21 protein-coding genes are annotated in these 21,855 nt (G+C 38.5%); 4 read left to right on the top strand and 17 right to left on the bottom strand.

Going from position 1 to position 21,855, the window contains the following annotated elements; translation table 11 throughout:
- Positions 1-17 precede the first annotated feature (17 nt).
- Positions 18-380, bottom strand: coding sequence for an Asp23/Gls24 family envelope stress response protein (locus OR571_RS19975; RefSeq protein ID WP_142537725.1), 363 nt, complete (start codon positions 378-380; stop codon positions 18-20).
- A gap of 1,046 nt (positions 381-1,426) precedes the next feature.
- On the opposite strand from OR571_RS19975, the gene rpmB reads away from it, so the two are divergent.
- Positions 1,427-1,615: a 50S ribosomal protein L28 gene (gene rpmB, locus OR571_RS19980; protein ID WP_142537723.1), complete on the top strand. Its 189-nt coding sequence runs from the start codon at positions 1,427-1,429 to the stop codon at positions 1,613-1,615.
- A 203-nt stretch (positions 1,616-1,818) separates the two neighbouring features.
- On the opposite strand, the gene spoVM is transcribed toward rpmB, so the two are convergent.
- The 13 genes from spoVM to gmk form a co-directional block, all read right to left on the bottom strand.
- On the bottom strand, positions 1,819-1,911 hold the full coding sequence (gene spoVM / locus OR571_RS22850) for a stage V sporulation protein SpoVM (protein ID WP_142537722.1): 93 nt from the start codon (positions 1,909-1,911) through the stop codon (positions 1,819-1,821).
- A gap of 15 nt (positions 1,912-1,926) precedes the next feature.
- Positions 1,927-2,583 (bottom strand): thiamine diphosphokinase, encoded by a 657-nt coding sequence (locus tag OR571_RS19985; RefSeq protein ID WP_282245452.1) that lies wholly within the window; start codon positions 2,581-2,583, stop codon positions 1,927-1,929.
- On the bottom strand, positions 2,580-3,248 hold the full coding sequence (gene rpe, locus OR571_RS19990; RefSeq protein WP_282245454.1) for a ribulose-phosphate 3-epimerase: 669 nt from the start codon (positions 3,246-3,248) through the stop codon (positions 2,580-2,582). Before rpe ends, OR571_RS19985 begins: the two co-directional genes overlap by 4 nt.
- Positions 3,249-3,250: 2 nt before the next feature.
- Complete coding sequence (rsgA, locus tag OR571_RS19995; RefSeq protein ID WP_282245455.1) at positions 3,251-4,132, bottom strand: ribosome small subunit-dependent GTPase A; 882 nt, start codon at positions 4,130-4,132, stop codon at positions 3,251-3,253.
- A gap of 12 nt (positions 4,133-4,144) precedes the next feature.
- Positions 4,145-6,139 (bottom strand): Stk1 family PASTA domain-containing Ser/Thr kinase, encoded by a 1,995-nt coding sequence (gene pknB, locus OR571_RS20000; protein ID WP_282245456.1) that lies wholly within the window; start codon positions 6,137-6,139, stop codon positions 4,145-4,147.
- Positions 6,140-6,141: 2 nt separating this feature from the next.
- Positions 6,142-7,017: a Stp1/IreP family PP2C-type Ser/Thr phosphatase gene (locus OR571_RS20005; protein ID WP_348775067.1), complete on the bottom strand. Its 876-nt coding sequence runs from the start codon at positions 7,015-7,017 to the stop codon at positions 6,142-6,144.
- A gap of 171 nt (positions 7,018-7,188) precedes the next feature.
- Complete coding sequence (gene rsmB / locus OR571_RS20010) at positions 7,189-8,538, bottom strand: 16S rRNA (cytosine(967)-C(5))-methyltransferase RsmB (RefSeq protein ID WP_282245458.1); 1,350 nt, start codon at positions 8,536-8,538, stop codon at positions 7,189-7,191.
- Positions 8,535-9,476, bottom strand: a complete 942-nt coding sequence (fmt, locus tag OR571_RS20015) for a methionyl-tRNA formyltransferase (protein WP_282245460.1) — start codon at positions 9,474-9,476, stop codon at positions 8,535-8,537. The genes rsmB and fmt overlap by 4 nt, the downstream gene beginning before the upstream one ends.
- A complete protein-coding gene (def, locus tag OR571_RS20020; RefSeq protein ID WP_282245462.1) occupies positions 9,473-9,961 on the bottom strand; it encodes a peptide deformylase in 489 nt (162 codons plus the stop codon). Before def ends, fmt begins: the two co-directional genes overlap by 4 nt.
- Before the next feature lie 214 nt (positions 9,962-10,175).
- The gene (gene priA / locus OR571_RS20025; protein WP_282245464.1) at positions 10,176-12,587 is read right to left on the bottom strand and encodes a primosomal protein N'; all 2,412 of its coding nucleotides are present in this window, start codon (positions 12,585-12,587) and stop codon (positions 10,176-10,178) included.
- Entirely contained in the window at positions 12,584-13,792 is a 1,209-nt protein-coding gene (gene coaBC, locus OR571_RS20030; protein ID WP_282245467.1) for a bifunctional phosphopantothenoylcysteine decarboxylase/phosphopantothenate--cysteine ligase CoaBC, read from the bottom strand. Before coaBC ends, priA begins: the two co-directional genes overlap by 4 nt.
- Positions 13,793-13,864: 72 nt before the next feature.
- The gene (rpoZ, locus tag OR571_RS20035; RefSeq protein WP_142537712.1) at positions 13,865-14,089 is read right to left on the bottom strand and encodes a DNA-directed RNA polymerase subunit omega; all 225 of its coding nucleotides are present in this window, start codon (positions 14,087-14,089) and stop codon (positions 13,865-13,867) included.
- Entirely contained in the window at positions 14,090-14,710 is a 621-nt protein-coding gene (gene gmk, locus OR571_RS20040) for a guanylate kinase (RefSeq protein WP_282245470.1), read from the bottom strand.
- Positions 14,711-14,876: 166 nt separating this feature from the next.
- On the opposite strand from gmk, the gene OR571_RS20045 reads away from it, so the two are divergent.
- The 3 genes from OR571_RS20045 (at position 14,877) to OR571_RS20055 (ending at position 18,988) form a co-directional block, all read left to right on the top strand.
- Complete coding sequence (locus OR571_RS20045; protein WP_282245472.1) at positions 14,877-16,562, top strand: Rqc2 family fibronectin-binding protein; 1,686 nt, start codon at positions 14,877-14,879, stop codon at positions 16,560-16,562.
- A 277-nt stretch (positions 16,563-16,839) separates the two neighbouring features.
- On the top strand, positions 16,840-18,159 hold the full coding sequence (locus OR571_RS20050; protein ID WP_282245474.1) for a phytoene desaturase family protein: 1,320 nt from the start codon (positions 16,840-16,842) through the stop codon (positions 18,157-18,159).
- Positions 18,125-18,988, top strand: coding sequence for an RNA polymerase sigma-70 factor (locus tag OR571_RS20055; protein WP_282245476.1), 864 nt, complete (start codon positions 18,125-18,127; stop codon positions 18,986-18,988). The genes OR571_RS20050 and OR571_RS20055 overlap by 35 nt, the downstream gene beginning before the upstream one ends.
- A gap of 520 nt (positions 18,989-19,508) precedes the next feature.
- On the opposite strand, the gene OR571_RS20060 is transcribed toward OR571_RS20055, so the two are convergent.
- The 3 genes from OR571_RS20060 to OR571_RS20070 are packed head-to-tail and all read right to left on the bottom strand — an operon-like array spanning position 19,509 to position 21,746.
- Entirely contained in the window at positions 19,509-20,237 is a 729-nt protein-coding gene (locus OR571_RS20060) for an amino acid ABC transporter ATP-binding protein (protein WP_481900426.1), read from the bottom strand.
- Between the two features lie 27 nt (positions 20,238-20,264).
- Positions 20,265-20,930: an amino acid ABC transporter permease gene (locus tag OR571_RS20065; protein WP_282246313.1), complete on the bottom strand. Its 666-nt coding sequence runs from the start codon at positions 20,928-20,930 to the stop codon at positions 20,265-20,267.
- Between the two features lie 33 nt (positions 20,931-20,963).
- Complete coding sequence (locus tag OR571_RS20070; RefSeq protein WP_282246315.1) at positions 20,964-21,746, bottom strand: transporter substrate-binding domain-containing protein; 783 nt, start codon at positions 21,744-21,746, stop codon at positions 20,964-20,966.
- Positions 21,747-21,855: the final 109 nt, after the last annotated feature.

Consider the following 21,855-nt stretch of genomic DNA (forward strand, 5'->3'; position numbering starts at 1 on the left):
TATGTTCTCTCCTTATTTCACACGTTTGCCACGCGGACTCCTTGTACATATACATTTACGGATTCCACTGACATTCCAAGAGATTTGTTAAGTGTGTATTTCACTTTCGATTGTATTTGATAAGCTATCTCAGAAATCTTCGTTCCGTAACTTACAATAATATACATATCAATATGTAGATTCTCTTTCTCTTGTCTCACAACTACACCTTTTGTGAAGTTTTCTTTTCTCAATATATCTGTTAGTCCGTCTCTTATTTGGTGCTTTGAGGCCATACCAACGATCCCATAGCACTCAATCGCAGCCCCACCAGCAATTTGAGCAACTGCATCTTGCGATATATCAATTTGTCCGAATTCATTTTTCAATTCAATTGACATGTTGAAACCTCCCAAGTCTTTTTGACTACCCATAATTGTACTACATCCATTGAAATTATAAAAGAAACGTTTCTTTTAGTCTATAGATTCAATGTTTGGGGAAACTGCGTGGTAGTGAGTTGAATGAAGTGTCCGCTAGGATTTCAGCTACAGGGCGGACGCTTTCCGCGGGCACGGCTTCCATCTCCTCGGAGCTCCGAAAACAAATGCTCCTGCGATTACTCGTCGCAAAGACATTGTTCAAACAAAGTTCGACCAATGTCTTTCCTGCGGGGCTTTCAGCTCGTACTGTTCCCGCCGGAGTCACCACCCCTTCGCTACAATTCAATAGAGTTTGCTATTTACTCCATAATGAGACACTAATTTAGTACTATGTTGCATTTTCTATGGGTGAAAACCTTCGATTAGTGGAATTTATACTATCTAGCGATTGTTATCAATTATCGGGAACTGCCATTGCTTGAATGGCTGATACCAACCTTTCCTATAATCTATACTGTACATAAAATGATTCTAAATAAGAAATTGCTTACCAGTTGTAAATAAATTAAATAGCTTTTTTGCATTTAAAATTATGGATTAGTCAGCAAGTTCTATTGATGGAAGCGCAAGGCGGCGACACCTGCGGGATCAGCGGGAAAGGTGAGACCCCGCAGGAGCGTGCGACGAGGAGGCTCACAGCCCGCCCCGCGATAAGCGTACGCCTGGAGCGGAAATCCATTACCTTTGCCGTATCTCTTTACGACGCAGTTTCCCTAAACGGATCACCATTGGTCGACTATGTTACGCATTTATTACAGGCTTAATCTCTATGATTCCCTTATCAGTCCCAAGTGCAACATGAGGAAACTCATGCAAAGTACAGCAAGCGCGAAGGCTAGTGGAAACTCCATAAAACGCACTCTTCTTAAAGTGTACAGTTTTTGTCTGTAAAGGTTTTTTCTTGATAAGGCTTGCGCATAGCAAAAGTCTGTGGTAAATTATTAAAGTATGTGAAATATCGAACTGAAAAATCTTTCAGCTTCTTTTAAGAGGAGGAAAATATAATGCCAAAAGTATGTGCAATCACTGGGCGTAAAGCTCGTACTGGTAATGCTCGTTCACACGCTATGAACGCTAACAAACGTACGTGGGGAGCAAACCTTCAAAAGGTACGTATCCTTGTTGATGGTAAACCTAAACGTGTATGGGTTTCTGCTAGAGCTTTAAAATCAGGAAAAGTTGAGCGCGTTTAATCGCACTCGTAATTAACACCAAGCTGACAATTGTCGGTTTGGTGTTATTTTATTTTCCCTCAATTTATTTAGACTAAAACGATCCATTCACTTAATGAGCAGCCAGATCCTCTTTCAAAGCATCTAATTCCCGCATAGTTATTAAATACACAGACGAAAGTTCAAAAAAAGACCCCAAATATATTTGGAGTCCACTAAGTATTTCACTTCTTTACTTCTTCTTTTTTAAACAAACGAATACAAACTTTCATCAAACTACTGACGGATTTAGGCAATCTAAATGTGTAGACCTTCACACAATTCCTCCCCTTTTAGTCACTGCTTCTTATCATTAAACATATGCCAGCTATAAAAGAGATAGTACTTGTTCGTCCTTTTAGTTCATTACTAGTAAATTTTGCTGTACCCGCTGTAATATTTTCATCCGTGACATTGTAGAGAAACCCATTTAAAGAAATTTTCTCTACTTTTTCACCGAAAGAAAAAAAAGAAATGTATTTGTAATGGTCGTCTTGCTCGATTGCATGGCTTCCCGGCAACAAAAATCGGATGATGTTTTGATTGTTTTGAATGGAGAAATGAATATTCGAATGGTCTATTTGAAAGCAGCATATATCATGCAAGCTCGCTTCGTAGTGATCTAATCGACCACCAGTAACTCCAGTTAATATAATCTCGTCCGGTTCATATGTAAGTGCTTTTTGAATGGCTAGATGGGTATCCGTCTCATCTTTTTCTACTTGGAACACTGTGACCTCACTTACTTGTTGCTTTATGAACTTTAATTCTTCCTCTGTAAGCGAATCGAAGTCACCGATAATTTCAGTAGGTGTGATTCCTCTTTCTAATAAATGAAGGGCGCCTCGATCAGCGCCGATAAAAACAGTCTCTTCTTCTAAAAGAGGAAGCTGTTCAAAATCAACAACTTCCTCGACTGGACCCCCAGAACAAACTATTACCCGTTTCATTTCGCTAATACGCTTATACCAGCTTCTTTAATCGCTTGTAAAGCTTTTCCTTTATCAGGTGCGTTATAAATAGCAGATCCCGCCACCAAAATAGTTGCTCCTGCCTCGACACAAGGTTTTATCGTTTCTTCATTGATCCCACCATCGATTTCAATCTCAATAGACAGATTTCGTTCTCGAATAATATCTGCTAACTGCTTCACTTTTGGAACAACCGAATGAATAAATTTTTGTCCTCCAAAGCCTGGGTTAACAGTCATAAAGAGCACCATATCAATATCTTCCAGCACATGTTGAATGGTTTCAATTGGTGTATGTGGATTTAGTACTACACCTGGTTTAACACCAAATGACCGGATCAGCTGAATCGTTCGATGTAAATGAGGACAAGCTTCCACATGAACCGTAATATAGTCAGCACCTGCTTTTGCAAATGCTTCGATATATTGGTCTGCATTTTCTATCATTAAATGCACATCGAGCGGCAATTTTGTAAGCGGACGTAATGCGTCCACAACGATTGGTCCCATCGTAATGTTTGGTACAAAATGACCATCCATAACATCGATATGAATCAATTCTGCTCCTGCTTTTTCAACTTCTAATACTTCTTCTCCCAGTTTTGCGAAATTCGCTGCTAAAATGGATGGAGCTATTTTTACCATAATTAGTACCTCGGCTTTCTTTCTACTATTTCATCGAAAAACTGTAAATAGTGCTTGTATCGATATTCCTTTATTTCGCCTGATTCCACAGCCTCTTTTACTGCACATTTCGGTTCCTTTACATGCAGGCATTCTCTAAATTTACAGGCATCTTGTTTTTCTACAAATTCAGGAAAACATTTAGACAGTTCTTCTTTTTCCATCAGGTCAAATTCAAAAGAGCTAAAACCTGGTGTGTCGGCAAGTAATCCACCACAAACTTCAATCAGCTCTACATGTCTGGTTGTGTGTTTTCCTCGGCCTAATGCATTGGAAATAACACCTGTTTTTAAATCCAAAGAAGGTAAAATGGTATTTAAAAGTGTAGATTTGCCGACACCTGATTGTCCTGCAAGTACGGTCGTTTTATCTTTTAGTAGCGGTGCTATTTTTTCATCAAAAGCTGGATCATCCTTGTATGTCATCAATACTTGATAACCGATTTGTTCATAGTCTTTTATATAAGCATCCATCGTTTTTTTCATTTGTTCATCCATTAAATCACTTTTCGTTAAACAAATGATTGGTTCGATATAGAATGACTCAAGCACTACTAAAAAGCGATCCAATAAGATCGTATTGAAATCTGGTTCTTTTATCGAAAATACTAAAATCGCTTGATCTATGTTGGCAATTGGTGGGCGAACCAAGTTATTTTTGCGTTCATGAATGACGGTAATCGTACCGTCATTTTCTCCCTCCACCGTATAATCTACGAAATCACCTACTAAAGGAGATTCCCCTCTGTTTCTGAAAACTCCTCTAGCACGGCATTGAATCATCTTACCATCATCATATACATAATAAAATCCGCTTAATGCTTTTCTAATCTGACCTTGTGGCATCCGAAGCCTCCTTTAAATATCGTCATAAGCAATCGTTTCATCTACGATTACATTTGAATTCACCATAATACGATAGACTGCTTTTTGTCCCTCACTAATTTCAAATTTAAGTTGTTTTTGAGTTGTTTCGGTTAAAACAAACTCCTCTGCCGGTTCTTCAAGCGTTCTTGTTTTATCTTGTATATAAATACGAACAACTTGTGGCTGTACTTCTATTTCTTCTTCCTGCTGTTCATCCTCTGATTCTTCTTCATTTGGATTTGGTTGCGTGTATGGAATTGTGACTGTTTTCGCATAGAATTTAGTCGGCTTAGCTTTCGGTCCGTCCGAAATGACGACTTTAATTGTACTGCCGGGCGCTACTTTGGCATTCGGTTTTGGATCTTGGCTAATAACATTTCCTTTTTGAATAGTATCAGAGTTTTCTTTCCCAGCTATTTGAATTTTAAAACCTGAAGTCTTTTCCGTATCCTTCAATGCTTTATCATTGTAATTCGTAAGATCATTTACCGTTCTTAAGTCAGGACCTTTACTCACGACAAAAACAAGATCTGTTTCTGCCGGTATAATTTCAGTACCACCGGCCGGATTTTGCTCTAAAATAGTCCCTACAGGTTCTGAATCGAATCTTTCTTCTACGTCGATATTACGTAATCCTTGATTTTGTAGTAAAGTTTTCACTTGATCTATATCGTGACCTGTATAATCACTAATCGCAGAGGTTTCTTTACCTGATGAGACAAACAAATGTATTTCTGTATCTTTGTCCCGCATTTTACCTGCTTCGGGTGTTGTCCGAATGACGTGATCCTCTTCAATATCTTCCGAAAATTCTAGTGTTTGTTCACCGATTTTGAACCCTTCAGCTTCTAGCTGTTCAATGGCTAGGTCAACCTCTAGCTTAGATACATCCGGCACTTCAATTTTTTTCGGTTTAAACAATCCAGGGAATACGATAATAACTAGCAATGCAAGCACTACGATGCTTGCTATTATAGCGCCAATTATCTTTCTTTTTTTCCCCTTTTTTTTCGGCTTTACTTCTTCTACTACTCCTGTTTCAGATGCAACAGGAATCTTTTTCGTTTCCGAAACTTCTTCAAAAGAAACAGGTTCTTTAATAACGGGTAAAACTTTTGTAGCATCATCATCCATCGCTACAACAAATTTTGGTTCTCCCGCTCTTTCAGGTGATAGAGCAGTTGCTAAATCCGCTTCCATATCTTCTGCTGTACGATATCGATACTTTGGATCTTTTGCAGTTGCTTTTAAAACCACATTTTCTAAGCTTTGTGGGATTGCAGGATTAATCGCACGAATAGAAGGCGTTTCCGACTGCAAGTGCTTTAGTGCAATAGATACGGCCGATTCTCCAGAAAAAGGTAGTCGACCGGTAAGTAGTTCAAACAATACAATCCCTAATGCATAGATATCAGATTGGTTTGTAGCCGTTCCCCCACGTGCTTGTTCGGGAGATAAATAATGGACCGTTCCTAACACAGAATTTGTTTGCGTAAAAGAAGTTGCACTAAGAGCCATTGCAATTCCAAAGTCTGTAATTTTAATATTTTCCTCTTCATCCAACAATATATTTTGAGGTTTAACATCTCGGTGAATTATATGATTATTATGTGCATTAGCAATAGCGGAAGTAAGCTGTCTCATAATCGTTACTGATTTTATAGGTGAAACCGGAGCATTCCGTTGTATGTATTGTTTTAATGTTTCTCCTTTGACATACTCCATGACAATATAATGTATATCTCCATCTTCCCCTACATCGTATATATTCACTATATTGGGGTGTGTAAGGCTTGTTGCAGATAATGCTTCGCGTTGAAAACGACGGTGTAATTCTTCTTCATTGGAAAAATCGTAGCGTAAAATCTTGATTGCCACATCGCGGTCCAAAATCATGTCATGCGCCAAATATACATTGGACATGCCGCCTCCACCTATCATATCAAGCAACTTGTATCTGCCGCTAATTCGTTTGCCTATTAACATCCTTACACCTCCTCTTCATTGTTTGATAATAAGACTAATGAAATATTATCTTCCCCACCAGATTGTATAGCTTCCTTTACTAATTGACTCGCCTTTTCTTGGAGCGTTTTATCCGAGTAGAGGAGAGATTGCATAAAGTCTTCGGTTAATTTATTGCTTAATCCATCCGAACAAAAAAGAAAATAAGAGTTAGGAACAAATTCTACTTCGTAAAAATCAGGTTGAATGGTTGGTTCTGTACCAACTGCTTTCATCAATACATTTTTCTTTGGATGTGTTTTTGCCTGTTCCTCACTAATTTCTCCTGAATCGATTAATACATTTACATAAGAATGGTCTCGCGTAATTTGATTTACTTTTTCCTTAGTAATTTGATAAACTCGACTATCCCCGACATGTGCAACGATTCCTTTTTGCTTTTCAAATAAGCCAGCAATTAATGTAGTTCCCATTCCTTCGCAACCTGCATTCATTGCCGAATGTCTAGCAATGGATTGGTTAATCGATTGGAATGTATAAGTGAGCCAATCTTTTGCTTTTATTACAGCGGGATTATAGGTCGTAAAATACTTTTTGAACTCAGATATTGCTAACTCACTTGCCACATCACCCGCATTATGACCACCCATACCGTCAGCAACAACGGCAAGTATTCGATGATCATCGCGGACGAACACATCCACCCGGTCCTCATTGACCGTCCTCTTCAAGCCAACATCAGTTTCAACAACGAACTTCATTTCTTCCATCACCTCTTTTAGATTAAGAAAAGTGTAAGCGCCTATGTCTGCCCCTACAGGCAAATGGGGATGGGGTAGTTCTGCAAAGTACGCCACATCGTGTGGCAAAGCAGACATAACCCGCATCGTGCGGGCCAAGGAGGCAGCTCCCCAGCCACCACAAGCGATTTTGTTTGCGACGAGCTTTGCGCAGGAGCAGCTTTTTCACATTTGACCCCGAGGGGCACCGTTCTTCTGCGACGAGCTTTGCGCAGGAGCAAGGCGTTGCAACTGGATCGATACTTAGTAAATTTTTTTCCTTTAAGAATCTTACTTCTTCTTGAAAATTGCAACAAAAAATCCATCACTTCTTAAATCTTGCGGGAAAAGTTGGAGCATTCCTTCCTGTTCTTGCTCTTTAATACTTGAAATAACATTAGGGAAAGGCTGAAGTTCCATTTCAGGATGAGCCTCTAAAAATAGCTTGGCTGTTCCTTCATTTTCTTCCCGGTCTACCGTACAAGTGCTATATACCAAAAGTCCATCTCGTTTTAACAGCGTGTATGCCTCATCTAGTAGTTTTAACTGAATTGGTTTAAGCGTTGCAAAATCTTTTTCATTTTTCGTATATTTTATATCCGGTTTACGCTTCATTACCCCTAAACCACTACATGGAGCATCAACCAATATACGATCAAATGATTCTTTTGGGAATGCCTCTGATGATTTACGACCATCCATTTGCATCGTTTCTATAAAATTGAATCCGAGTCTAGCAGCATTTTCTTTCACAAGCTTTAACTTGTGCTCATGAATATCCATCGCTACAAGTTTACCAGTATTTCGCATTTTCTCTGCTATATGCGTCGTTTTTCCACCAGGAGCTGAACACATATCGAGCACTGTCATACCAGGTTCTGCTTGAAGTGCATAAGCAGGAATCATCGAACTTTCATCTTGAATTGTGACGAAACCTTTCTCAAAAGCAGTCGTTTTCGCCGCTTGCGCATTAAACAAATAAATACATTCAGGGATTACTTCACTACGAGCCACGACATATCCTTCTTGAGTATATAAATGCAGCACTTGATCTACTGTACGTTTAAATAAATTCACACGAAGCGTAGTGACAGGTTGCTCATTATTTTCTTTTAACATGTTCGCAGTTGTCTCAAACCCATATTCGGAGACGAAACGTTTTACCATCCAAAGTGGATGACTTGTTTCAATCGAAAGCCGCTCCAATTCATCTTTTATCTCTTCTGTTGAACGGACACCTTCTCTTAAAATAGAACGAAGAATACCATTTACGGCTCCTGAAATTCCTTTATGACCCCTTCTTTTCGCGATATTCACTGCTTCGTTTACCGCCGCATGATCTGGAATTCGAGATAAGTAATGAATCTGATATAAAGAAAGGCGCAGTAATTGCTTGACCCAATCATCTAATTTCCCTTTAATGAATGGCTCCAAATAATAGTCTAATGTCATTTTATATTGGAGTGTTCCATAGGTTAACTCGGTTAATAATGCGCGGTCTTTGTCATCGATTTTATATTTTTCAATCGTTTGATGTAGTAATAAGTTACTATACGCTTGTTGTTTTTCAACTGCCATTAGTATGTTCAGTGCAGCGTCCCGGACATTACCTGTCCAAATTTTTTCTTGTTTTTTTGTCATTCAAAAGTATCCCCTATTCGCAATTTCGAACCAACGCCACGCAAATAATCTTCTGCGGACATTTTCTTCTTTCCAGCTGGCTGTAATTCATTTATTCGAATTGCTTCTTCCAAGCCTGTTTGTACAACAAAATAATCCGATTCAATTTTCACAACCGTTCCTGGTAATTCTTTTGTCTTTACCTGTATCGTGTCTGCTTTCCACACTTTTACTGTTTGTCCTTCAAGCGTTGTATACGCTACAGGCCATGGATGTAAACCACGGATTTGGTTGTGTATAGCAAGAGCCGATTTGTTCCAATCGATTCTCTCTTGCTCACGTGATATATTTCTCGCAAATGTTACTTGGGACTCATCTTGCTTTAGTCGATTATTAGTTCTCGAAATGATGGATGGTAAAGTTTCTTTCAATAAATCTGAGCCAACCTTACTTAACTTTTCAAAAAGTAATCCAGTATCATCTGTATGAGCAATTGGGATTTCGCTTTGTGAAATAATATCCCCAGCGTCTAGTTTTTCTTCCATGTACATAATCGTTACGCCGGTTTTCTCTTGCCCATCAATAATTGCTTGATGGATCGGTGCCCCTCCTCGGTATGCTGGTAATAGTGAAGCATGTACATTAATACAACCAAGTTCTGGTGCATCGAGTAGCTCTTTCGGTAATAGTTGTCCAAAAGCAGCTGTGACGATTAAATCAGGGTTAAGTGCAATAATTTCTTCCAGTTCTGCTGAGCCTTTTAACTTAGTCGGCTGGATCACCGGTAATCCTAGTTTTAAAGCTTCTTCTTTAACAGGAGGAGCAGTTAACACTTTTTTTCTGCCGACTGGTCGATCCGGCTGTGTCACCACCGATAGAACGTTATAGCCTTCTTCGACAAGCATTCTTAGTATTGGCGCTGAAAATGCAGGTGTCCCCATGAAAACAATATTTGTCATGCTTCTTCCTCCTCTTTCTCCAATTCCTCTAAATCTACATATCGAATAACTTTAGATGTAAATAAAACCCCATGTAGGTGATCGATTTCGTGTAAAATAGCTCTTGCTTCATAATCCTCTGCCTCTAACTCATACAAAGCACCATCTCGATCTTGTGCTTCCACTTTTACGTAAAAAGGACGCTCAACTTCACCATAAAGATCTGGAAAACTTAAACAACCTTCCACTTCTATTTCAGATCCACCGACTTCTACGACTTCCGGGTTAATCATTTCGATTACTTCTTGCCCTTCTCCAAGGTCAACAATTGCTACTTGAATCGTCTCTCCAACTTGTGGTGCTGCGATTCCTATTCCGTCAGAAGCAATCATAGTGTCATACATATCATCTAATAATGTCGCTAACTTTTGGTCAAAAACTTCTACTTCGCGACATTTCGTCGTCAATATTTCATTTGGGTGTGTAACTATTGGTAAAATTGCCATGTCATTTCCTCATTTCAAACTTAATCAATATCGCCTCGGCGTAATTGCGTCCAAATTTTGAATTGAGCTACGGGCTCAATTCAGTCCTGTCAAAATTTGTGACATCCGCCGGAGGCATTATGCCTACAGGATGTAGGTCACTCAGGCGTTGCCGCAGGACGCGGCGCTCTTAGCCAGAGTTCCTTTATTCAGTGTTTTGTTTGCGGAAGTAAAATTAAATAATAGTGGAAGGGTCTAAATCAATCGTCATAATAACGCCTTTTTTTATCCAATCCGTACGGTACATTTTTATTAATTGCTGTAGTTTTTCGATTAATAATGGTTCTTTTTTGTATTTTATCAAACATTGGTAACGATATCTATTTTGTATTTTACTAATCGCACTTGCGGTAGGTCCAACGACCATTGTCGTGGACGATAAATTTGCTCTTAGCCAATCCGTCGCAAGCTTTGCATATTCAGAAGCAAGCAGGACATTCTCATGTGTTACTTGCACTAATGTTAAATAGTAGAAAGGTGGATATCCATACTGTTTTCGAGTGAGCATTTCCGTATGGTAAAAAGGTTCATAAAGTTGAGATTTAGATAATTCAATCGCATAATGCTCTGGCGTATACGTTTGGATATATACTTGTCCTTCTTTATCATGCCTACCAGCTCTCCCGCTTACTTGGGTCATTAATTGAAACGTTTTTTCCGCTGCTCGGAAATCCGCTAAATGTAGCGTTGTATCAGCATTTAACACACCTACTAGTGTGATATTTGGGAAATCGAGTCCCTTGGCAATCATTTGTGTGCCAAGTAATATATTGGCTTCCCCGTCCCCGAACTGCTTCAGAATTCGCTCATGCGCTCCCTTAGCTCTAGTCGTGTCCACATCCATTCGCAGTACTCTTGCATACGGAAATAACTTTGCAATTTCTTCTTCTACTTTTTGCGTACCAGTGCCAAAGAAGCGGATATGCTCACTATTACATTCTGGACACTTAGTTGGAACCGGCTCTTCATGTCCGCAATAGTGACATTTTAGTTGTTCTCCTGCACGGTGGTACGTTAAGGAAATATCACATTGTTTACACTCTACTACCGTTCCGCAGTCTCGACATAAGACGAAGGAAGAAAACCCTCGTTTATTTAAAAACAGCACGATTTGTTCTTTTTTCTCTAGCTTGTCTCTTACAGCATCTGCAAGATCCACGCTGAACATAGATCGATTGCCGTTTTTCAGCTCTGCACGCATATCGATTACATTGACAGTTGGTAGTGCCTGTTCTTTTGCACGCATTTTCAATGTTAGTAAAGAATAAACACCTTTAGATGCCCGTGCATATGATTCAAGAGAAGGCGTAGCACTTCCTAAAATAACCGGGCATTGATGATATTCCCCTCGCCAAATCGCTACATCTCTCGCATGATACCTTGGATTGTCGTCCTGTTTATAAGTCGACTCATGTTCCTCATCTAAAATAATGATACCTAGATTTTTGAACGGAGCAAAAATAGCAGATCTAGCACCGACCACCACTTTTACTTCTCCACGCCATATTTTCCGCCATTCATCGTATTTTTCACCGATGGATAAACCGCTATGCATCACCGCAACCTGGTCACCAAAACGCAGCATGAAACGACGTGTCATTTGAGGTGTTAACGAAATTTCAGGTACAAGCATGATTGCTTGCTTTCCATTTAAAATAGAATGTTCGATGGCGTTTAGATAGATTTCTGTTTTTCCACTACCGGTAATACCATGTAAAAGAAATGTTGTGTTTTCGGCATGCTCCTGTGCATGGTTTATCTTCGTTAGCGCTTCTGTCTGTTCCTCTGTAAGCTTAAATCGCTTGTCTACATCCTGATAGTCTAAGGAAGTAATTTCACGGTAAATTTCTTCAGTTTCTTTTTCTAAAATGCCTTTTTCGAGTATAGCTTTAACCGTACTATTTGTGGCATTTGCTAGTTCAGTCAATTGTTTCATTGTAAAAGAGGTTTGTTCTTGCTTTAAGAGCCATTCGATCAATTCTTTTTGCTTCACTGCTTGTTTCGTTAAACCGTTTAACTGCTCCACGATAAATTCTTTATCTGCAGTTACTTTGTACTTCGCAATAGTTTTTGCCTTGGCATGCTGTTTAATAACCGTTTCTAATTGAACTGCTCCATCGGCCAAATACTTTTTCATGGCACGTAGTAAACCAGCTTTTTCAATAACTTCATAAGAAACGACTTCTTTTTTACCAAAAAGCGCTAAAAAATCATCATCTAATGCAGAAGGGTCAACTAATCTAATATTTTTCTTATAAGTAGCACGCAATGCCGCTGGAAGCATAACCTGCAGAGCATCGATTTCATAGCAAAGTGTTTTATTTGTCAGCCATTTAGATAGCTGCAACAGCTCTTCAGTCATAACAGGCTCAACATCAATAATAGAGTGAATCGCCTTTAACTTCGATATATCCAAATCCGTTTGTTCTTTTATATTAGTTATAAAACCTTGCACTTTTCGAGGACCAAAAGGAACATGCACACGGCTTCCTCGTTCTACAAGGGTCTCTAATTCTTCAGGTACAATATAGTCAAAGGGACGATCAATTGGATAGGCAGAGACATCAACAATTACTTCAACGATCATTTTGACTCAGCTGTTTCTAATTTCATAATCGTTTGTAGTAATTGAATAGCAAGTTCCTTTTTAGGTAAATGAGCAAAATGTATTTCCACATCATTTTTACCGACTAATGTAACGGAATTCGTATCCGTACCAAATCCTGAACCAGCCTCTGTAACGTCATTTGCGACAATATAATCCGCATTTTTCTTCTCCAGTTTCCCTTTTGCATAATGGGTGACGTCATTCGTTTCTGCAGCAAACCCTATTAATAACTGAGTTGTTTTTCTTTCACCAAGCGCTGCTAGAATATCTGTTGTGCGCTCTAGAACAATCGTCGCTTCCCCCGGTTGCTTTTTCATCTTTCGGTCATGTACTTCTTTCGGTTTATAATCCGCAACTGCTGCTGTTTTAATAACAATCGAAGTGTTATCAAATTGCTCTACAACCGCTTCATACATTTCTTTCGCACTTTCTACCGAAACAAGTTTGACATTTGACGGTGGATTAATGCTTACAGGGCCAGAAATAAGAATCGTTTCTGCACCCAAATCAGCCGCTGCTTCTGCCATCGCATAGCCCATTTTCCCGCTTGAAAAGTTCGTCAAAAAGCGAACAGGGTCTATTCTTTCTCTCGTAGGACCAGCAGTTACAACGACTTTTTTCCCTTTAAGCGGTAAATCCTTCGGCGAGAAATAATCTTCCACAAGCTGTACAATTTTTTCTGGCTCCTCTAAACGGCCTTTTCCAACATAACCACATGCTAAAAAACCTTCAGAAGGCTCTACGAATGAATATCCGTCTTTTGAAAGTTGATCGATATTTCGTATAACCGCTGCATTTTCATACATATGTACATTCATCGCCGGTGCAATCCAAACCCTTGCAGTAGTCGCAAGTAACGTAGTCGTCACCATATCGTCTGCTATTCCATTCGCAAGCTTACCGATAACATTCGCAGTTGCAGGTGCCACAATAACTAAATCCGCCCAATCTGCTAAATCTATATGTGCAATTACACTAGAATCTTTCTCATCAAATGTATCGAAGTACACATCATTTCTAGACATCGCTTGAAAAGCTAAAGGTTGTACAAATTCCATTGCGGATTTCGTCATGATTACTTTAACATTGGCACCAGCCTGTGAAAGCTTACTTACGAGTGCAACCGCTTTATATACCGCAATCCCACCAGTGACACATACGACTATTTTTTTAGAAGTTAACATCTTAATTTCTCCCCTCTAAATAACAACCTCCCAAAGATTAGATTCTTTGGGAGGTGTTTCATACATCTCTTATTACACTTCGTCTTCGTAAATAACATTTTCGTTAGATGACTCAATTGCCAGTTCGCCTGCTGCAACTTCCTCTAACGCTTTCCCAACTTGTTTCGCAGATACGTATGAAGTTAAACGCTCGCCGCCTTCTTCTTGTAACTGTCGTGCTCTTTTAGAAGCTACACTCACTAATGAGTATTTAGAATCGATTTGATTTTTTAATTGGTCTACTGATGGATATAACATTTAAAATTCCCCTTCCAACATTGCTAAATATCTTTTTTCCACACGTTCACGTCTACAATGCTCAGCAGCAACGATGGAATTAATTTTTGCACAAGCTCTTGCAACTTCATCATTTTCCACGACATAATCGTATAGATGCATCATTTCAAGCTCTTGTCTCGCAGCTTGGATTCTTGAATTGATCACATCTTCGGTTTCTGTTCCTCTGCCTATTAGTCGTTGCTCTAACTCAGACAAGCTAGGCGGCGCAAGGAATATAAAAAGTGCATCAGGTGCTTTTTCTCGTACAAGTGCTGCTCCTTGTACTTCGATTTCTAAAAATACATCGCGCCCAGAATCGAGCGTTTCATTTACATAATCAATGGGAGTACCATAATAATTGCCGACATAAGAGGCATACTCTAATAACTTCCCTTGTCCGATCAACTGTTCAAATTCCTCTTTCTGTTTAAAGAAATAATCCACTCCATCTACTTCTCCCTCTCTTGGAAGTCTCGTAGTCATAGAAATGGAATATTCGTAATTTGTGCCAGGCTCGGAAAACAGTTCTTTTCTCACTGTCCCTTTACCAACTCCGGACGGACCTGATAAAACGATTAATATACCTTTTTCTCTTCGCATAACGTCTCCTTCAAATATATGCTTACTCCGTTTCGTTGTTGCAATATATACTTAACTGATTATAACACAAGTTTCCATTAAAATGATATCATATTAGAAAAGCGTTATTGCCGAAGGTGTGGCAATTGGCTAGTTCGACGATAAAGATTTGAAAGAGGATACAATTATGGCTTTTGATGGTTTATTTACTATAGCAATGACAACAGAACTGCAGCAATTAGTTACAGGACGTATTTCTAAAATACATCAACCAAATGCGCAAGAAATTTTAATGCATATCCGAGCACAAGGACAAAACTTTAAATTATTGTTTTCTGTACACCCTTCTTATTCACGTGTACAAATTACAAATGAAACAATCGATAATCCAGCTCAACCACCACTTTTTTGCATGGTATTACGCAAGCATTTAGAAGGTGGCATCATTCAATCCGTTAAACAACATGAAACAGATCGAATTATCATTTTCAAAATTCAAAGTAAAAATGAGATCGGAGACGACATTACACGAGAAATTCATATGGAAGTAATGGGTCGTCACAGTAACCTACTATTAATAGATCCAACGCGCAATCTGATCTTGGAGAGTATTAAGCATCTATCTCCTTCCATGAATAGTTACCGAACGATTTTACCTGGGCAACCTTACATTGCACCACCTGCCCAAAATAAGCACCATCCTTTAGAATATTCAGAGGCATTGCTTAATGTTATTCAATCAGCCAATGAATCAAAAGAAATTGTAGAGCAAATTTCTGGATTCTCTCCCCTGCATGCAAAAGAATTACTACATCGATTTCAAAGCGGTGCGAACCGTGTCGAAATTTACAAAGAATATATGAAGGAATTTGAGCAAGGTGGAGCCGCAATACAAATTGTCGAATCTGGCGGAAAAACGTATTATTCGCCAAACGAATTAACTCATCTAGAAGGCGACAAATTTCGCGAAAAAACACTAGGAGATTTACTAGACCGAGTATATTTCGCAAAAGCGGAACGCGACCGCGTAAAACAACAAGCAGGAGATTTAGAAAGATGGCTTCAAAACGAATTAAATAAATTGAAGCTGAAAATGAAAAAACTCCAAAAAGATTTTGAACAAGCCGAAAAACTAGATACATTCCAATTGTACGGAGAGCTATTGATGGCAAATTCCTATGCAATTGAAAAAGGACTAAAAGAAGTGGAGCTCGTCAACTACTACGATGAAGATGGTAAAACAGTCATCATCCCATTAGACACACGAAAAACAGCAACACAAAATGCACAAAGCTATTACAATCGATACACTAAAGCAAAAACAGCATTACTCAAAATTGAACAGCAGTTTGAAATAACAAAAGAAGATATTGCCTATTTCGAATTACTGCTACAACAAGTCATGCAAGCATCTCCAACCGACATCGAAGAAATTCGAGAAGAACTAATGGAACAAGGCTTACTAAAAGCTAGAGCATCCAAAAAGAAGAAAAAACCATTGAAGCCAACACCAGAAAAATTCATCGCCTCAGATGGCACTGAAATCTCTGTTGGTAAAAACAATAAACAAAATGATTTCGTGACATTCAAGCTAGCGAAGAAGTCAGACACATGGCTTCATACAAAGGATATCCCAGGATCCCATGTTGTTATACATTCAGACGCTCCGTCTGAAGTGGCTTTGCTTGAAGCAGCGAATCTTGCCGCTTATTTTAGTAAAGCTCGAGAGTCAGCTTCTGTGCCGGTTGATTATACGGTGATCAAGCAGGTTAAAAAGCCTAGTGGGGCTAAGCCGGGGTTTGTTATTTATTTTGAGCAGACTACGCTGTTTGTTACGCCGGATGAGGAGAAGATTCGGTTGATGAAGAGATAAGAAAAGGTTATCAGAGCGGCTTTGTTAGTCGTTTTGATAACCTTTTTTGTTTTACTTTTCACCTATGATTGCAAGAACATTCTTTAAAGATATAACAGATACTTTAGTAGAAATACCAAATAGGTCGCTCATGCGAATGAGCCTGTTTTTCCATGTATGGTTATTAAAAGTTCCTTAAGCTCATTTATGAACAAGTTCCTAAATTTTTTTAAAAGATGTCACATCTATTTACCCTTTGTCGTCTTGAGTAATGAAATAACTTTTAGGAGGTTATCTTATGACTGAAAAATGGGATATTGTTATAGTTGGTGGTGGATTAGCAGGTTATGTTGCAGTTAATTATTTAACTAAAGCAAATTTATCTATATTACTAGTAGAAAAAGGAAAAAGTATTGGCGGCAGGGCTAGAACAAACAAGGTCAACCAACAGTATTTGAATCTAGGCCCGCATGCTCTTTATAAAAAAGGAAAAGCAAAGTCTATTCTTAATGAATTAGGTATTAGTCTTAGTGGAAAATCACCCAAATTAGGCGGTATATTAATTGAAAACGATAACGAATATGCTGCCCCTCTTTCTCTTTTTGAACTATTTACAACAAGCCTTTTGAATGGGAAAGAACGTATGGAATGGATTGCGGTTTTGTTAAAAGTAATGAGTATAAATCCTGAAATTTTGACAGAGCAAACATTCCAACAATGGGTTATGCAAGTAGGCAATTCTGAAAAAGTTAAATCATTACTATATGTACTTGGCAGACTTGCAACATATTGTCATGCACCTGAAATGGCGAGCGCCAAAGTAGTAGTATCGAATATAAAAAGTGCTATTGGAGGCGTTCTTTATCTAGATGGTGGCTGGCAAACTATTATTGACCAACTTCACAATAAAGCAATCATCTCGGGTGTTCAGGTTCAATCACATACTTTTGTTAAACAGATTGATCCCGTCCAACAGGATCAATTTAAATTAATTCTGTCTAATGACAAAGAAATTTACGCGAAGTATGTAATTTGTACAACCGGCCCTCATGAACTTAATGAAATGTTAAACAAAAAGGTTAATCTTTATCAAAATAGCTTTTTTAACCAGATAACAGCTGTAAGAGGGGCAACGTTAGATTTGGCTTTAACACAGCTTCCTAACCCAAGGCGATTATTCGCCATGGGCATCACAGATCCCCTATACTATTCGGTACATTCAAATTATGCCCGCCTTTCTGATGACACAGAAAGCACAGTTCTTCATGTATTTAAATATCATCACCCAGATGATCACATTGATAGAACAAGTATCAAAAACGAGCTTGAACAATTCTTAGATAGACTACAGCCAGGTTGGCAGCAATATGTGATTACAAAACGATTTATTCCTAACATTACGGTGAACCAGCGCTTACCCCAAATAGGAGATGAGCAAAAGCTACAGCGTTCTAAAACAGAAATTCCGGGATTATATATAGCAGGAGACTGGGCTTCCCCCAACTCCATTTTGGCAGATGGAGCAGTCAGCAGTGGAAAACAAGCTGCTGAAGAAATCATTTTAAACGAGAAGGAGAAAAATAGTGAAAGTTACGAAAGAAGATTACCATCTTTTTAAACCATTGTTGTTTTCAATAGGTTATCGGATGCTAGGTTCAGTAGTAGATGCAGAAGATATTGTCCAAGAAACTTTTCTAAGAGCTTACCAATCAAGTGAAGAAAATATAAAATTTAAGAAAGCATATCTCTGTAAAATAATGACAAACCTCTGTCTTGATGTATTAAAGTCTACACGGTACAGACGAGAACAATATGTGGGACAATGGAATCCTGAACCATTATTATTAGAAAAATTACAGACCTTTGATCCATCTGAAACGCTTATAGAAAAAGAAGGATTAAGTATTGCCTATTTACGAATGATGGAGCATTTGGGAGCAGATGAACGAGCAATTCTCCTTTTAAGAGAGGTATTTGATTTCCCATACTCAGAGATTGCTAACATAATAGGAAAGAAAGAAGAAAACTGTAGAAAAATTTTTAGCAGGGCTAAGCAAAAGATCTCACGTGTAGAAGGCGAAAGCTTAAACTATGAAAAGAATACGTTAATAATTAATCGCTTTATAGAAGCATTTCAAAAGCAAAATATGGATGCCTTATTAGAGCTTATATCAGAAAATGTCACACTATTTTCTGATGGTGGCGGAAAAGTAACGGCTGCTATACGTCCAATCGTATCCTTCTCTAATGTTTTATCCTTATTATACGGAGTCATAAAAAAGGCGCCTGAAGACTTTTATTTTGAAATTAAAAATGTCAATTGTCAACCAGCAGTCGTGATATATATGAATGGTAAAATTCAAAGTATCCTTAGTTTTTATATTAATAATGAGAAAATAGTCGAAATGTATATAACAATGAATCCTGATAAATTACCTATTCATTAAAAGCTATAGAGAAGAGGGAGAAAAGATCATGCTTGCAACAGCTTTTTATCGGGATTCGAATAAGTAAATCTAATCTACATGTCAAAGTTTTCAATTGTAAAACTTGTATTTAAGTATTCAAACAAAACAGTCCCTAAAACTCAATTAATGAGATCCTTTAGGGACAATCGCTTTTTTCCTTTTCTAGTAGAAAAACCTTATTTACTTATGATACGGTTCCCCACTACTAATATAAATTCAGTTTTACCAGTTATTTAGAAGGTGTGATACGTGTGCTAACAAATAGGCTAGCCTTATTAGGTGCGCGTGAAGTGGACTTAGTGGATATAAAAAATATTGACCTAAGGATTCTCACTTTTGTAAGAGAAATTTTCATCCTTCCTATATAAAAAGCTTCCCTGTGTTAGACACAACCCAAAACAATTCAGAATAGTCACCACTTTATCTGACATAGGGACACATCCCATGCACAATCAAAACACGAGGTCCTGCCTAAACCTATAGACAGGACCTTGTATATTTATTTCAAAATAGTAGTCTTTAAAAACTCCTGAGTTCGCTCCTCTTTCGGATTGCTGAAAAACTGCTCGGGATTGCCTCGTTCGACAATTTTTCCATCGTGCATATACACGATCCAATCCGCAACTTCTTTTGCAAAATCCATTTCATGGGTGACAATAACCATTGTCATTCCTTCATCTGCCAATTCTTTCATGGTGGTTAAAACCTCTCCCACAAGCTCTGGATCGAGTGCCGAAGTTGGCTCATCAAAAAGCATAATTTCAGGTTCCATCGCAAGTGCCCTAGCAATCGCCACCCGTTGCTTTTGACCGCCTGATAGTTTATTAGGATAGACATCTAACTTATCCTCCAAACCTACTTTACTCAGTAATTGTTTTGCTTTGGAGATAGCCTCCTCTTTCGCAACACCCTTTACCATGATAGGAGCTTCAATAATATTTTCCAAAACAGTTTTGTGTGGGAATAAGTTGAAATGCTGAAACACCATTCCTACCTTTTCTCTAATTTTATTGAGGTTATCGGTACTTGGGTCGACTTCTTTTCCTTTAATGATAATGTCGCCGTTATCCTTTTTTTCTAGAAAGTTCAAACAGCGAAGGAGCGTACTTTTCCCCGAGCCGCTCGCTCCTATTAAACAGACAACATCGCTCTCGTAAACGGTCATATCGATCCCTTTTAATACATGCAAGTCTCCAAATGATTTATTCAATTGATTTATTTTAATCATTTCTTTTGTGTCCAATGATTTCATCTCCTATCTGTCACTTACTGCTAATTTCGATTCAAATCGGTTCACTACGAATGTCAACAACGCCACTAGTACTAAATAGTAGATTGCTACAATGAGTAAATAAGTCATTTCGTCAAAATTATTGGATCCTAGTGTTGTCGCAACATTGAAAAGCTCATTCATGGAGATAAATGCGGCTAACGAAGAATCTTTTAACCCGATGATAAATTGGTTGCCTAGAGGCGGCAACGCTCGACGGAATGCCTGCGGAAGAATAATCCTTCTTAATGTCAGTACTTTTGTCATTCCCAACGAGCGGCCTGCCTCCATCTGTCCTTTATCGACGGCCTGAATCGATCCTCGAAGGATTTCCGAAATATATGCTCCATTATGTAAAGCCAAAGCTAAGGATGCGGCCCAGAAATCAGGGAGAAGGAAAATCCCACTAATTCCGAAGTAAAGGATAAATATTTGAACAATCAGAGGTGTCCCACGGACTAAATAGACATATGCATCTGAAATGAATTCTAATACTTTTATTTTAGAAATCTTTAATAAAGCAAAGAAAAGTCCAATAACTATCCCGATTAAGATAGAAACTACAGTCAGCTCTATTGTTAGAAGCATGGCTTTTAGGAATACACTTTTTGTTTCTATGAGTGTTTGTATAAAATGAGAAAAACTTGGCAATGTAGCTACTTCCTTTCTTTCCATAGTGATAGATTATTCCGGTTTTTTGGTAATGTCCTCACCAAAATATTTGATGCTAATCTCAGTTAGTGTTCCATTTTCTCGGAGTTTCTCCAGCGTTTCGTTTATTCGCTTCAATAGTTGTGGGTTATCCTGGGGCAGCACGATCGCTTGTTCACTACGCTCAATTAACTGCTGTCCTTTAATCTCAAACCCTTCTTTTGCAGCATTTTTTCCGGTAACAAAATCTGTGATTACCGCATCATGACGTCCGGTGTTTAACGCTTGTAAAGCTGTAATATCACTGTCATATGTTTTTATAACGTCTGTATACTTAGCCGCAGTATCGGCATAAGTCGAACCTTTTGCTACAGCCACTTCTTTTCCTGCTAAATCCTCGACAGTCTTAATTTGGCTGTCCGGTCTGGTAAAAATTTGCGGTCCAGAATAATAATAGGGAGTCGTGAAGGAAACATGTTTGCTCCGCTGCGGATTAATCGTGTGGCTCGCAACAGCTGCATCCGCACGACCTGTTTTTACCCCTTCTACAATTCCTTTGAATTTAATACGCTTCTGAACTGGCTTAAGACCCATTTCTTTTGCAATGGCTTCGCCAACTTCCACATCAAAACCTGACATGGTGAGATCATCATTCATATAACTAAATGGCTTAAACTCACCAGAAGCAGCAAAAACAAATTGATCATTATGTATCAGTTTGGATCCATCGGCAAGCTTTTCCTTCTCCGCACAAGCAGATAAAAAGCAGACCGCGATCAAACTAAAAACCAATATTAACTTTTTATTTACCCACATGCTGGCTATCAATCCCTTTCACTCTTATTTATTTCTACAATACTATTGCTAACTAAGTAGCTAACTTATATATGGTAAATACCCAATTACTCCCCGATTAAACAAAAGA

The sequence above is a fragment of the Psychrobacillus sp. NEAU-3TGS genome, assembly GCF_029955155.1.
In the GTDB taxonomy this organism is placed as follows: Bacteria; Bacillota; Bacilli; order Bacillales_A; family Planococcaceae; genus Psychrobacillus.